Raw genomic sequence first — 13448 nt, 5'->3', positions numbered from 1 at the left:
GGCCGGGATCGTGACGATCGCTCGGTACGGGCCTGCCGGCCGTGGGTGCGCTGCTCACGGCGTGGCTCCGTCTCGGCAGCCAGTTGTCGGTGTCGTCCCCGCGGATGAGGAATTCCATCGGGAGACAACCGCAATTCCCATCTGTCGATAGCGTCGAGCGTCCTGGAATCGAAAGCACGGATTCGCGGCGATGGGATTTGCGAGTCAATTTCGAGGCTCTTGTTCGGGGTGGGGACGCTTTGTTTGCCGCCGGCTGTGGTCCTTTTCGGACGCCAGAAAGTCAATGTCAATTACCTGTCATTCGATCACGTTGTGATCAAAGCGATTCGATCGATAGGTTTCGCTGGTCCGAGTTGGAGTACCCGAAAAAGGGGGCAACTGTTGAGATCAACCCTGCGCTGGTCTGCATCGGCCAGCCTGGCACTCGCGCTGGTCGTGACCGCTCCGGCGGTCGCCCAGGCGAAGCCGACCACGGCCGAGCGGAACGGCAACTCCACCGCCGTCGCCCGCACCAGTGACGGTCGCGCGATCACCAACGAGAAGATCGCCGAGGAGGTCGCCAGGTATTGGACGCCGCAGCGGATGGCGAGCGCCGTCGACCTCGACATCGCGAAGTCGGCGAAGGCCACCGAGTCCACGAGCCGGGCGCCGAAGCCCGACGGGCCGGCGGGATCGGTCGCGCCGGTGCGACCCAGCGTCGCCAGCGGCGCCGACGTCGGCATCCAGCTCAACGAGTCGGCGGTGGTCGGCAAGGTCTACTTCACCACCCCCAACGGTGGCGGCGCCTCGTGCTCGGCGAGCGCGGTCGCCAGCGGCAAGGCGCGACTGGTCATGACCGCCGGGCACTGCGTGCACCAGGGCGCCGGCGGGCAGTGGTACAGCAACTGGCAGTTCGTGCCGCGCTACCGCGACGGCGCGCGGCCGTTCGGCACGTTCGTGGCGTACCAGCTCGCGGCCCGCACGGCGTGGATCAACAGCAGCAGCTACGACGAGGACATGGCCATCGCCATCATGCACAACGGCGGTAACTGGGGCCTGAAGGTCGTCGAGACGGTCGGCGGCCACGGCATGCGCTGGAACTGGGGCTACAACATCTCCCTGATGACCGCGCTGGGCTATCCGTCCAACCTCGGCGGCGGCGAGAGCCAGTACTTCTGCCAGAGCGGCACCTGGCACGCCGGCAGCCAGCAGATCCGGATGTGGTGCAACATGACCTACGGCTCCAGCGGCGGTCCCTGGCTGCAGGAATACAACGACCAGAATGGTCTCGGATTCATCAACAGCGTCGTGAGCCACGGCGACAATCCGGGCAACGGTCAGTTCGACGGTCCGTACTTCGACAACGACATCAAGAGCCTCTACGACTTCGTGGAGGGTCTCTCCCCGGCGTAAGGGCACGTGATCGGCAGAGCCCCGGCCACCCGGCCGGGGCTCTGCGCGTGGTGCTCCGTCATCGGCGGAGAAGTTCCCGTCCGAGGCGCGGGGTCACTTGAAGCGGATGAACCTGGAGAACTGGTTGTTGGCGGTTCCCACCGACACCGTCCGGTGGCTGTACCGGTCGGCGGAAACGTAGTTGTACTCGTCGATCTCGAAGGTGCCGTTCGCGTTCACCCTGGTCACGAACGCGACGTGACCGTAGGTGCCGCCCAGGCGTACCGCGACGTCACCGGCCTTCGGGCTGTTGTACACCGGCACGCCGGCGCGTCCGGCGGCGGCCACCCACTCCTTGGCGTTGCCCCACCGGGCCTGGCCCTTGTACTGGTTGTGGAAGGCGACGCCGACCCGGCTGCGCACCGCCCAGGCCGCGAAGCTGGTGCACTGCCCCTTGTAGAAGTTCCAGGGATCGATGCCGGACGTCTGACCCTTGTAGGGGTAGTCGTCCTTGGCCGGGTAGCTGGCGCCGGCCGAGATCAGCTGGTGGGAGGCATTGTTGTTCTTCAGCGTGGAGCTGAGGTTCTTCTTCGCCCCGGGCGCGAAGTCCTGGTACGCGTGGGAACCGTTGTAGCCGGTGTTGTAGTAGACGCGCACCGTCTTGCCGGTGCGGTTCCACGCCGACGCGGCGTTGTTCTTGACGCACTGGCCCTTGCCGCTGCCGGCGCCCTTGAACTCGTAGCAGCCCGGCTGGGCGGTGCCGTAGTCGGCCAGCGAGCCGGCGTGATCGGAGATCGAGCCCGCGTGGTTGCTGTTGTAGTAGTAACAGAACTCGCCGGTGTTGCAGGCGCCGTCGCGGGACGCGGCCTGGGCGGGCGCGGCGACCGCCAGGACGCCGAGAGTCGCGCTCAGGACGCTCGCGCTGAGGGCACCGAGGATGCGAACGGTGACCGTGGGCATGATCACTTCCCTCCTGGGGGTGGGTGATGGGGGACCCACGCTACAAGGCATAGATCATCCGCCATACCCCTCAATTGTCGGCGCGCGGATGGCCCGGGGGTCTGTCGAGATTCGGGGTTCATCGGGCGATTCGCGGGCATAGCGTCAGGCGTGGCGGCTACCCGCCGCCGGGCCTGCCCCGGGGGCGGGTCAGGACGATCTGACGGTGGTGCGACGTGGACGAGACCGATCCGATGATGCTGGACCAGCGGGGGCGCCGCGGCCAGGGCGCCGGGCTGCCCCGGTTGCTGGGCGCGGTCAGCCTCGCCCTAGGGGCCGGCAGCCTGCTCGCCCCGCGCGCGGTGGCCCGGCTGACCGGGGTGGACGACTCACCCGCCGCCCGCGCGGTCGTCACCGCCGTGGGCGCCCGCGAGCTGGCCCACGCGGCCGGCCTGCTCGCCGGCCGCAGCCCGGCCGGCTGGGCATGGACCCGGGTGGCCGGCGACGCGCTGGACCTCACCCTGCTCGGACGGGCCTGGGCGGACCGGTGCGGCGAGCGGCGCCGGCGGGTCGGCCTCACCACCGCCGCCGTCGCCGGCATCGCCGCCGTCGACCTGATCGCCGCCGTGCGCGCCGGACGGGCCCGGGCGGCGCAGCGGCGGGTGATCGACATGGAGGTCGCGGTCACCGTCAACCGGTCCCCGGCCGAGGCGTACCGCTTCTGGCGGGACCTGGAGAACCTGCCCCGGTTCATGTCCCACCTGGAGTCGGTACGCGCCGACGACCTGCGCCGGTCGCACTGGACCGCGCACGGCCCGGCCGGCCGCCGGGTCGAGTGGGACGCGGAGATCGTCGACGACCAGCCGAACCGGTCGCTCGCCTGGCGGTCGCTGCCCGGCACCCGCGTGCCCAACGCGGGTCGGGTCCGCTTCGTGCCCGCGCCGGGTGATCGCGGCACCGAGGTCCGGGTGCGGCTGCGCTACGCCCCGCCGGCCGGCGCGCTGGGCCGGGCCGTGGCGAAGCTCTTCGGCGAGGAACCCGAGCAGCAGGTACGCGACGACCTGCGCCGGTTCAAGCAGGTGGTGGAGACCGGCGAGGTGGTCCGCTCCGAGGGCAGCCCCGACGGCATCTCCGTACGCCAGCAGGTCATGCAACGCCCCGCCCAGCCGCTGCCCATCGCGCGCCGCTGACCGCCCGCCATTCGAGAGGACGAACGATGAAGGCCACCGCCTGGATGGGCAAGGACAGCGTCAAGGTCGTCGACGTGCCCGACCCGACCATCATGAACGCGCGCGACGCGATCGTACGGATCACCTCGACCGCCATCTGTGGCTCGGACCTGCACCTCTACCACGGGTACATCCCCGCCATGCGCAAGGGCGACATCCTCGGCCACGAGTTCATGGGCGAGGTGGTCGAGGTCGGCCCCCAGGTACGCAACCTGCGCCCCGGCGACCGGGTGGTGGTGCCGTTCCCGATCGCCTGCGGGCACTGTTCCTCCTGTCAGCGCGGGCTCTTCTCGGTCTGCGAGAACTCCAACCCCAACGCCGGGGTGGCCGAGAAGATCATGGGGCACTCGCCGGCCGGCATCTTCGGCTACTCCCACCTGCTCGGCGGCTACGCCGGCGGCCAGGCCGAGTACGCCCGGGTGCCGTTCGCCGACGTCGGCCCGATCAAGGTGCCCGACGAGGTCCCCGACGACCAGGCCGTGATGCTCGCCGACGTGCTGCCCACCGGCTTCATGGGCGCGGAGATGTGCGACATCAAGCCGGGCGACGTGATCGCCGTGTGGGGGGCCGGTCCGGTGGGCCTGCTCGCCGCCGCCAGCGCCCGGATGCTCGGCGCGGAGCGGGTGATCGTCATCGACCGGTACCCGTACCGGCTGCGGCTCGCCGAGGAGCACACCGGCGCGGAGACCATCAACTACGACGACACCGACGTGCTCGACGCGCTCAACGCGATGACCGCCGGCCGGGGGCCCGACGCCTGCATCGACGCCGTCGGCCTGGAGGGGCACCACGGCAACACCGTCGTCTACGCGTACGACCGGGCCAAGCAGGCCGCCCGGGTCGAGACGGAACGGCCGTTCGCGCTGCGCCAGGCCATCCTCGCCTGCCGTAGCGGCGGCGTCGTCTCGGTGGTCGGCGCGTACGGGGGCTTCGTCGACAAGTTCCCGATGGGTGCGTTCATGAACCGATCGTTGATCATGCGTACCGGTCAGTGTCACGTCCAGCGCTACACGCGTCCGCTGCTCAACCGCATCCAGCGCGGCGACATCGACCCCAGTTTCATCATCAGCCACCGGATGCGGCTCAAGGACGCGGCCAAGGGCTACAAGATCTTCCAGAAGAAGCAGGACGAGTGCACCAAGGTCGTCCTCAAGGTCTGAGCCCCGGTACGGGCGGCGCCGAGCGCCGACGAGGCCCGGGGGCGGCGGAAACCGGTAGTCCCCGGGCCTCGTCGGCGGCGGCTCAGGCCCAGGGGGCCGTCGGGTACCAGGGGATGATCTCGCGTCGGGCGAGCAGCCGCACGTCCCAGTAGAGGAACGTGAAGGCGCCCGCGACGATGAACGCGACCGCGGTCAGGACCGCCAGGCGGCTCGGCCGGGCGCTGAACCAGCGTTGCAGGCGGGAACCGGCGAGCCAGGCCAGCAGCAGGAACAGCACCGCCATGATGACGATGTTGCCCAGGGACTGCAGCGTGAACGCCGCCGCGCCGTAGAGCGGGTTGCCGCTCTCGGCGGCATCGCGGAACATTTGCCGGAACAACGCGAAGGGCCGGCCGATCAGGAAGCCGGCGATCAGTGCGCCCATGAACACCATCGGGGCGTTGGGGAACCGGCGGGCGATCCGGGCGAACGGGTCCGGCACGACGCCCAGCGCGGCCAGACCGAGATAGATCATGATGAGCCCGATCGCGCCGAAGACGACCATGGACTGGATGCTCCTCGGCGACAGCCCGCCGGGCGCGTTGGGCGCGGTGGAGAACTGCGGCATCGACGTGCCGACGAGGCCGACGACCGCGCCGTAGGCGGCCGACACCGCGACCATGCCCACCGACATCCAGCCCAGCGGCTTCAGCGGTGCGACGATCCGGCTGAACCTGCTGCCCGTGGTGCCGGTCAGCGGGGCCAGGGCGCCGAACGCGGCGATGTTGCAGGCGGTGAACGTGCCCGCGATGCCGGAGACGAAGGCGAACAGGATGCCCGCCGCGATGCCCTGGATGGGCGTCTCCTTGGCGTCGTGGCCGAGCAGCGTGTTGGCGACGTTGTCGCCGATGGTCCGGTCCACGAACTCCGCCGACCAGATGACGGTCAGCAGGAACCCGCCGAGGACGCTGAGGAGGATGATCAACCCCCGCCGCCGGGGAAAGTGCCCGTTGACGAACGCGGACGTCCCGCTCCGCGCGGTGTCGGGGCTGATTCGGACGGGCGCTTCGGGTCGCCGGGAAGACCTCTGGGTCTGCGTCACATGCGCTCCTCGGGGTGGGGGAGGGGGAACACGGGCGCCGCGTCGACGCTGACGCCCGCGACCGGTGTCGACGGCCGCCGATCGACGTGGACGCGCCCGCCTGGCGCCTATGGATGACAATGGCGCGGGTCGATGTCCGCGTTTCATCATGGGGTGGCCGCCGTCGGCTCGGTTCTTCCATCGTGCGCAATCTCCCGGGCCGTTCTGCCCGCTCCGGGTGCCGGTCAACTCCAGGACGGTCCGGCTGCCCGCCTCCGCCGGAGATGCGTAGCTGAAGCACTTCGGGGATTGTCGGAGGCCGGCGCCGCGAAGGGCATGGGGTGTCGTGCGCCCGTCCGCCTGTCGTCGGTCAGGTGATCGGAGAGGCGACCACGCGGTCCTTGTTGCCACTACTTTGCAATAAGCTGGCGGCGAGCGATGACTGCCGCGAGAGGACCACCCATGCCCGACGCGCCCGCCCGGACCGCCGTGGACGGTCCGCCGCACACCGTGTCCGAGCTGGTGATGGCCTGGGGGCGCGGCTGGGCGGTCTCCAGGGACACCCCCGCGCCCGTCGCGGTCCCCGGCGGCTTCCGGATCGACGTGGGCCGGCCCGGCCACCGCGTACGCCACGTGCTGCACACCTACGACGCCGACTCGCTCGGGCGGCTCGGCCGGGAGCTGACGGGGCCGGGCACCTGGATCAAGGTCAGCGGGGACCGCGCCGGCCTCCGCGCCGCCCTGCCCGACGCCTGGACGCTGGACAGCGCCGGACACCTCATGAGCGCGCCGCTGACCCCGGGCGCGGCCGAGCCGCCCGCACCGTACGCGACGCGGGTCGTCGCCGAGGGCGAGGTCGTCGTCGCGACGGTCCTCGACGCGTACGGGCACAGGGCGGCCATCGGGCGGCTGGCCGGTGCCGGGGAGTTCGGCATCGTCGACCAGGTCGAGACGGAGCCCACCCATCGGCGGCGCGGGCTGGGCAGCGTCGTCATGCGGGCGCTCTGCGACCACGCGGCGAGGCTCGGCATGCGCACCGGGATCCTCGTCGCCACCGACGAGGGACGCGCCCTGTACCGCGCGCTCGGCTGGACGGTGCGCTCGGACCTGTCGGGGGCGTACCTCAGCGAGGACCCGGGCCCGGCCTGACGTGCCGGACGACGGGCGGAGCCGACCGGTGGACGGCGGCTCCTGGCGGCCCGGTCAGGGGATGGGCCACTCGTGGACCGGCCGGTTGGTGTGCATCAGCGTCACATAGTGCCGCACCACCTCCCGCAGCGCCTCCGGCCGGTCGAGATGGTCGGCGGACTCCAACCGGTGCAGGGTCTCCACCTGCCAGCTCGCCCCGTTGCGGCCGGTCAGGCACCGCTGTTCGATGACGCCGAGCAGCCGGTCCCGCTCGGCCGGGTCGAGGCCCCACCGGTCCAGCCCGTGGTGGGCCAGCGGCAGCAGCCGGCGCAGCACCAGCTCGGTGACCGGGAGATAGCCGAGGCCGGGCCAGAAGACCTGGGCGTCGATGCCGTACCGGGCGCAGGCGTTGAAGTTCTCCTCGGCCGCGCTGAACGACATCTGCGACCACAGCGGCCGGTCGGCCTCGGCGAGCGCCCGGACGAGACCGAAGTAGAAGGCGCCGTTGGCCACGGTGTCGAGCACCGTCGGCCCGGCCGGCAGCACCCGGTTCTCCACCCGCAGGTGCGGGCGGCCCTTCAGCACGTCGTACACCGGGCGGTTCCAGCGGTAGACGGTGCCGTTGTGCAGCCGCAGCTCGGCGAGCCTCGGCACGTCCCCCCGGGCCAGGGCCTCGGCCGGGTCCTCCGCGTCGCAGACGGGCAGCAGCGCCGGGAAGTAGCGCACGTTCTCCTCGAACAGGTCGAACACCGTGGTGATCCAGCGCTCGCCGAACCACACGCGGGGGCGTACGCCCTGGGCCTTGATCTCCTCCGGCCGGGTGTCGGTCGCCTGCTGGAACAGCGGGATGCGGGTCTCCCGCCACAGCTCCCGGCCGAAGAGCAGCGGCGAGTTCGCCCCCAGGGCCACCTGGATGCCGGCGATCACCTGCGCGGCGTTCCAGTAGTCGGCGAACTGGGCCGGGCTGACCTGGAGGTGGAACTGGGTGCTCGTGCAGGCCGCCTCCGGGGTGATGGTGTCGGCGGTGACCGCGAGCCGTTCCACGCCGTTGATCGCGATCCGCAGGTCCTCGCCGCGGGCGGCGAAGATCTGCTCGTTGAGCAGCGCGTAGCGCGGGTTGGCCGACAGCGTCTCGGCGGTCAGGTGCTCCGGCCGCAGCGTCGGCAGGACGCCGATCATCACCATGTGCGCGCCCACGTCCCGCGCCTTGCTCTCGGCGGCGTTGAGGCTGGCCCGCACGGACTCCTCGAACTCGCGGGTGCCGGTGCCGGCCAGCCGGCGCGGCGCCACGTTGATCTCGACGTTGAACTGGCCCAGCTCCGTCTGGAAAGCCGGGTCGGCGATGGCGGCCAGCACGTCGGCGTTGCGCATGGTCGGCATCGAGTCGTCGTCGACCAGGTTCAGCTCGATCTCCAGCCCGGTCATCGGCCGTTCGACGTCGAACCGGGACTCCCGGAGCATCTCGGCGAAGACGTCCAGACACCGCCGTACCTTCTCGCGATAGCGGGCCCGGTCCTCGCGACTGAAGGTCCGTACGCCGACGTCCTCGCCCATGGTCACCGCCCTGTCACCGTTGGTTCCCCTAACCTCGCACGCCCAGGGCGGGCCGGGGAAGACCCGAAGCTTCTTGTACGTACCCAGCTCGGGCCCGCGTGATCCCTGTCGCCTCCGCCCGTCGTGCCGTCGGCGCGGCCGGCGGGGTGGCTAGCATGTGCGGCAACCGGTGGGGGAGTGACGATGCGCGAGAAGATCACCAGGCTCTTCGTGGCGGCGGCGATCGCCGAGGCCTGCTCCTGGCTGGCCCTGCTGATCGGCATGGCCGTCAAGTACGGCCCCCCGGGCAACGAGATCGGCGTGCAGATCTTCGGCCCGATCCACGGCGCGCTCTTCGTCGCGTACGGCCTGCTGGTCCTCGCGATGGCCCGGCTGCACCGGTGGCGGCCCTGGCCCACCCTCGTGGCCCTCGCCTGCGCCGTACCGCCGTTCGCCACCCTGGTCTTCGAGCGCTGGGCCGCCCGGCGGGGGATGCTGCGCACCGCGGGCGAGCCGGACCGGCCGCTGACCCCCGTCGGCTGACCGGTCAGCCGGCGAGGAAGTCGGCCAGCGCGGCGCCGAGCTGCTCCGGGGCCTCCTCGGCCATGTGGTGGCCCGAGTCGATCGCGGCCACCCGCACGTCGTCGGCCCAGTCCCGCCAGATCGCCGCCGGGTCGCCGTACAGGTCGACCATGTCGTCCCGCTCCGACCAGCAGAACAGCACCGGGCAGGCGATCCGCCGCCCGACGGCCCGGTCGGCGTCGTCGGCCGCCCGGTCCGGGCCGAGCCCGGCCCGGTAGTCCTCGCACATCGCGTGCACCGTCGCCGGGTCGTGGATGGCCCGGCGGTAGTCGGCGTACGCCTCCTCGCCCATGACCGCCGGCGACCCGCCGTACCAGGCGTCCGGGTCGGCGGTGATCACCCGCTCCGCCGGCTTGTCCGACTGGCCGAGGAAGAACCAGTGCCACCAGCGGGCCGCGAACCGGGCGTCGGCGCGCGCCAGGGCCTCGCCGATCGGCACCCCGTCGAGCACGCCCAGCCGGCTGACCCGCTCCGGGTGGTCCAGCGCCGTGCGCATCGCCACGTAGCAGCCCCGGTCGTGCCCGACCACGGCCGCGCGGTCGTGGCCGAGCGCGTCGAGCAGGCCGACCACGTCGCGGGCCATCGCCCGCTTGGCGTACGTGGTGTGCCCCGGGTCGCTCGGCGGCTTCGACGAGCCGCCGTAACCGCGCAGGTCCGGGCAGATGACGGTGTGCTCGCGGGCGAGCAGCGGCGCGACCCGGTGCCAGGTCGCGTGGGTGCGCGGATGGCCGTGCAGCAGCACCACGGGTGGCCCCGAGCCGCCGTGGCGTACCCGCAGTTGGACCTCGCCGACGTCGATCCGCTCCAGCGTGAATCCCTCGAACATGTCCGCCACGGTGCCCGCGGGCGCGCCGCCGGAAACCGCGCCGGCCGTCAGGTCAGCGCGGACCAGGCCAGCACGCCGGCGACCAGCAGCGCGCCCACCACCGCCTGGAGCAGCAGCGGCGGCCCGAGGTGCGACCACAGGGTGGCGGTACGCGGGGTGAGCAGCTGGCCCGTCGTCAGGTTCACGATCCGCTCGATCTTCGGCGGCAGGTCCGGGTCGCCCTGCGGGCGCAACGTGAGCTGCACGTGGTCCGCCGGGTGCAGGGCGCTCTGCGGCAGGTGCCCGTGCAGCTCGACCTCGCAGAGCCGCCCGGTGGCGTCGCGCAGCCGCACCGGGGTGACCAGGTATTCCGGGCCCTTCTTCAGGTCCTTGAACCGCCGACGGGCGGCGCCGGAGCCGGCGGAGAACAGGGAGCGGGCCACCGCCATCAGCAGGCCGGCGATGCCGGCCGCCACGAGCACCGCGACCAGCACCGGCTGGCCGATGCGCACCTCGCGCGGGTAGCCGTCCAGCAGCCGGACGATCCGCCCCGTGACGATCCGGCCGGTCGGATGGACGATCCGCCGGATGTGCAGGTCGCTGTCCATCTCCACCACCCAGAGTCCGGTTGCGTTCACTCATGGTATCGGTCGTCCGGGTTGAACGACATGAATGAAATGCGGTCACGCGCTCGCGGCGGCCAGGTGACAACCGCAGCGGCACGGGTAAGCGGGGGGCCGAGCTGGAAAGGGGTCGAGCATGCAGCTGTCCTTCCTGCGCACGCTCTACGACCGGCCGGGGCCGTGGGTCTCGGTGTACCTGGACGCCTCCGCCAACACCGAGGACGCCCACCCGGCGCTCGATCTGCGCTGGCGCGCCCTGCGTGACCAACTTCAACAGCAGCGCGCCGACGTGGACACCATCGACGCCGTCGAACGCGTCGTGCGGGGGCACGATCCGATGCCCGGCGGCTACGGGCTGGCGATCTTCGGCGCCCGGGGCCGGGTGGTGCTGTCGGAGTACCTCTCCGCCCCGCCGCTGCGGGACCTCGCCGCGTACACCTCGTTGCCGCACGTGATGCCCATGCTGGCGCAACGCGGCGAGCAGGTGGCCTGGGTGCGCGTGCTGGCCGACCGGACCGGCGCCGACGCCATGGCGATCAGCGCCGGCGGCGTGCCACGCCGGGCCCACGTGAGCGGCCGGGAGGACTTCCAGCTGCGCCGGGTGCAGCCCGGCGGCTGGTCGCAGTCGCACCACCAGCGGGCCGCCATGGAGGCCTGGCACCACAACGCGGGCGACGTCACCGCCGCCACGGTGGAGCTGGCCGAGAAGGTCGGCGCGGAGGTGGTGGTGGTCGCCGGCGATGTACGCGCCACCGGCGTGATCGCCGCCCAGATGCCCGAACGCTGGCAGGACCTGATGGTGCGCACCGACGCCGGGTCCCGGGGCGGCGGCGCCGACCAGAGCCTGCTCGACGACCTCACCGTGCAGACCATCGCCGAGGTGGCCGACCAGCGGATCACCGCCGTGCTGGACCGGTTCGGCATGCAGGAGGACGTCGGCGCCGGGCTGGACGCCGTGGTGTCCGCCCTGCAACGCAACCAGGTCGAGACGATGCTCATCGTCGACGACCCGTCCGCCACCGGGGAACTCTGGATCGGGCCGGACCCGACCGAGATCGCCACCGACCCGGGGCAGCTCGCCGCCATGTCCGTACGCGACCCGGAGAAGGTCCGCGCCGACGCCGCCCTCGTACGCGCGCTGGTCGGCACCGACGCCGCGCTGACCGTGCTGGGCCCGGACGAGGCGCCGGAGCTGACCGACGGCGTCGGCGCGGTGCTGCGCTACGTCGACGCCGGCACGCCGGGGCGTGGCGATGGCTGAGCGTACGGTGGCCGACCTGCTGGTCGAGCGACTGCGCGCCTGGCGGGTGCCGCGGGTCTTCGGCTACCCCGGGGAGGCCATCGCCACGGTGGTCGAGGCGTTGGACGCCTCGGGCGGGGACCCGGCGTTCGTGCCGGCCCGGCACGAGGAGACCGCCTCCTACATGGCCACCGGGCACGCCAAGTTCACCGGGGGGATCGGCGTCTGCCTGGCCACCCAGGGGCCGAGCGCCGTGCAACTGCTCAACGGCCTCTACGACGCCAAGCTGGACAGCAAGCCGGTGGTGGCGATCGTCGGCGAGGACGTCTCCGGCCCGCTCGGCGGCGCCCACCAGGAGATCGGCCTGAGCCGGCTGTTCGCCGACGTGTGCAACCAGTTCGTCCGGTACGGCCGCACGCCCGACGGGGTGCCGGCCCTGCTCGACCAGGCGTTCCGCACGGCCGCCGCCACCCGCAGCCCGGTCTGCGTGGTGCTGCCGCGACAGTTGCAGGAGGCCACCGTGCCCGACCTGCAGTCCCACGCGGCCGGGGTGCTCTCGGCGACGCCGGGCGAGCCGCTGGCCCGGGTCCTGCCGCACGACGCCGACCTGGACGCGGCCGCCCAGCTGCTCGCCAACGGCCGGCGTAGCGCGATCCTGGTCGGCCAGGGCGGCCGGGGCGCGGCCGGAGAGATCGTCGCCCTCGCCGACCGGCTCGGCGCCGGGTTGGCGGCCTCGCTGCTGGGCAAGCCGGTGCTCGACGAGCGGCTGCCCTTCCACGCCGGCGTGCTCGGCGAGGTCGGCACCCCGGCCGCCGCCGAGCTGATGGGCGGCTGCGACACGCTGCTGCTCATCGGCACGAACGATCCGTGGACGGACTACTTCCCGATGCCGGGGCAGGCCCGCACGGTGCAGATCGACATCGACGGCCGCCGGATCGGCACCCGCTACCCGGTGGACGTGCCGCTCGTGGGCGACGCCCAGGAGACGCTGCGGGCGTTGCTGGCCCGGGTGCCCGACCGGCCGAACGCCCGGTGGCGGGAGACCGTCGAGGGCTCGGTCGGCCGGTGGCGGGCCGAGCGGGCCGACCGGGCCGCCGCCCCCGCCGAGCCGGTGAACCCGCAGCTCGTGCTGCACGAACTCTCCACCCGGGTCCCGCCGCGCGGGGCGGTGGCGGTGGACGTCGGATCGGTCATGTACTGGTACGCCCGGCACCTGGAGCTGCCGCCGGGCGTCAACGCGCAGCTCTGCGGCACGCTCGGCACGGTGGGCTGCGCCCTGCCGTACGCCGTGGCGGCCAAGCTCGCCGCCCCGGACCAGCCGGTGGTCGCCCTGCTCGGCGACGGCGCGATGCAGCTCAACGGGCTGGCCGAGCTGATCACCGTGGCACACCACTGGCGGGAGTGGCGCGATCCCCGCCTGGTGGTGCTGGTGCTGAACAACCGGGACCTGTCCGGCACGGGCGGCGGTCGTACGTCGACCGACCCGACGCGCCGCCGGCCCGACGTGCCGTACGCCGGCTGGGCGCGCCTGCTCGGCCTGCACGGGGTGCGGGTCGACCGGCCCGAGCTGGTGGGGGCGGCCTGGGACGAGGCGCTGGCGGCCGACCGGCCCTGCGTACTGGAGGCGGTGGTCGACCCGTCGGTGCCGCTGGCGCCGCCCGAGCCCGCGTTCGCGGACCTGCGCGAGGTGTTCGCCGACGGTGACGCCGCCCGGCGGGTACGCGACCGGATGCTCGCCGCCGGGGTGGCCGTGGAGGTCGACGACCTCGTTTAGCGCC

At 72.4% G+C, this 13448-nt stretch carries 12 protein-coding genes; 7 read left to right on the top strand and 5 right to left on the bottom strand.

The window, feature by feature from the left end; genetic code table 11:
- The first annotated feature begins 378 nt into the window (after positions 1-378).
- Entirely contained in the window at positions 379-1392 is a 1014-nt protein-coding gene (locus ACPXCB_RS24805) for a trypsin-like serine peptidase (RefSeq protein ID WP_425877982.1), read from the top strand.
- A gap of 93 nt (positions 1393-1485) precedes the next feature.
- Here the strand turns inward: ACPXCB_RS24805 and ACPXCB_RS24800 are convergent, their stop codons facing one another.
- Positions 1486-2331, bottom strand: coding sequence for a CHAP domain-containing protein (locus ACPXCB_RS24800; protein WP_425877905.1), 846 nt, complete (start codon positions 2329-2331; stop codon positions 1486-1488).
- A gap of 215 nt (positions 2332-2546) precedes the next feature.
- Here ACPXCB_RS24800 and ACPXCB_RS24795 point away from each other — a divergent pair, with 215 nt between their 5' ends.
- Together ACPXCB_RS24795 and ACPXCB_RS24790 are read left to right on the top strand one after the other, a co-directional pair.
- On the top strand, positions 2547-3500 hold the full coding sequence (locus ACPXCB_RS24795) for an SRPBCC family protein (RefSeq protein ID WP_425877904.1): 954 nt from the start codon (positions 2547-2549) through the stop codon (positions 3498-3500).
- Between the two features lie 26 nt (positions 3501-3526).
- Positions 3527-4699 (top strand): zinc-dependent alcohol dehydrogenase, encoded by a 1173-nt coding sequence (locus tag ACPXCB_RS24790; RefSeq protein WP_425877903.1) that lies wholly within the window; start codon positions 3527-3529, stop codon positions 4697-4699.
- An 82-nt stretch (positions 4700-4781) separates the two neighbouring features.
- Here ACPXCB_RS24790 and ACPXCB_RS24785 read toward each other — a convergent pair whose 3' ends face one another.
- A complete protein-coding gene (locus ACPXCB_RS24785) occupies positions 4782-5780 on the bottom strand; it encodes a hypothetical protein (RefSeq protein WP_425877902.1) in 999 nt (332 codons plus the stop codon).
- A gap of 441 nt (positions 5781-6221) precedes the next feature.
- Here ACPXCB_RS24785 and ACPXCB_RS24780 point away from each other — a divergent pair, with 441 nt between their 5' ends.
- Positions 6222-6908: a GNAT family N-acetyltransferase gene (locus ACPXCB_RS24780; RefSeq protein WP_425877901.1), complete on the top strand. Its 687-nt coding sequence runs from the start codon at positions 6222-6224 to the stop codon at positions 6906-6908.
- A gap of 54 nt (positions 6909-6962) precedes the next feature.
- On the opposite strand, the gene ACPXCB_RS24775 is transcribed toward ACPXCB_RS24780, so the two are convergent.
- Positions 6963-8441: a glutamate--cysteine ligase gene (locus ACPXCB_RS24775; protein ID WP_425877900.1), complete on the bottom strand. Its 1479-nt coding sequence runs from the start codon at positions 8439-8441 to the stop codon at positions 6963-6965.
- A 183-nt stretch (positions 8442-8624) separates the two neighbouring features.
- Here ACPXCB_RS24775 and ACPXCB_RS24770 point away from each other — a divergent pair, with 183 nt between their 5' ends.
- Entirely contained in the window at positions 8625-8963 is a 339-nt protein-coding gene (locus tag ACPXCB_RS24770; RefSeq protein WP_425877899.1) for a DUF3817 domain-containing protein, read from the top strand.
- Between the two features lie 4 nt (positions 8964-8967).
- On the opposite strand, the gene ACPXCB_RS24765 is transcribed toward ACPXCB_RS24770, so the two are convergent.
- A complete protein-coding gene (locus tag ACPXCB_RS24765; RefSeq protein ID WP_425877898.1) occupies positions 8968-9828 on the bottom strand; it encodes an alpha/beta fold hydrolase in 861 nt (286 codons plus the stop codon).
- Positions 9829-9875: 47 nt separating this feature from the next.
- On the bottom strand, positions 9876-10424 hold the full coding sequence (locus tag ACPXCB_RS24760) for a hypothetical protein (RefSeq protein WP_425877981.1): 549 nt from the start codon (positions 10422-10424) through the stop codon (positions 9876-9878).
- A 142-nt stretch (positions 10425-10566) separates the two neighbouring features.
- Between ACPXCB_RS24760 and ACPXCB_RS24755 the strand changes: the two genes are divergently transcribed.
- Together ACPXCB_RS24755 and ACPXCB_RS24750 are read left to right on the top strand one after the other, a co-directional pair.
- Positions 10567-11691: a Vms1/Ankzf1 family peptidyl-tRNA hydrolase gene (locus ACPXCB_RS24755; protein ID WP_425877897.1), complete on the top strand. Its 1125-nt coding sequence runs from the start codon at positions 10567-10569 to the stop codon at positions 11689-11691.
- Positions 11684-13444 carry a thiamine pyrophosphate-binding protein gene (locus tag ACPXCB_RS24750; protein ID WP_425877896.1) on the top strand — a complete coding sequence of 587 codons (1761 nt, stop codon included), beginning with the start codon at positions 11684-11686 and terminating at the stop codon, positions 13442-13444. The genes ACPXCB_RS24755 and ACPXCB_RS24750 overlap by 8 nt, the downstream gene beginning before the upstream one ends.
- Positions 13445-13448: the final 4 nt, after the last annotated feature.

The organism is Micromonospora sp. DT62 (assembly GCF_049847285.1).
Classification (GTDB): domain Bacteria; phylum Actinomycetota; class Actinomycetes; order Mycobacteriales; family Micromonosporaceae; genus Micromonospora; species Micromonospora reichwaldensis.
This window is presented reverse-complemented; position numbering and strand designations above follow the sequence as displayed.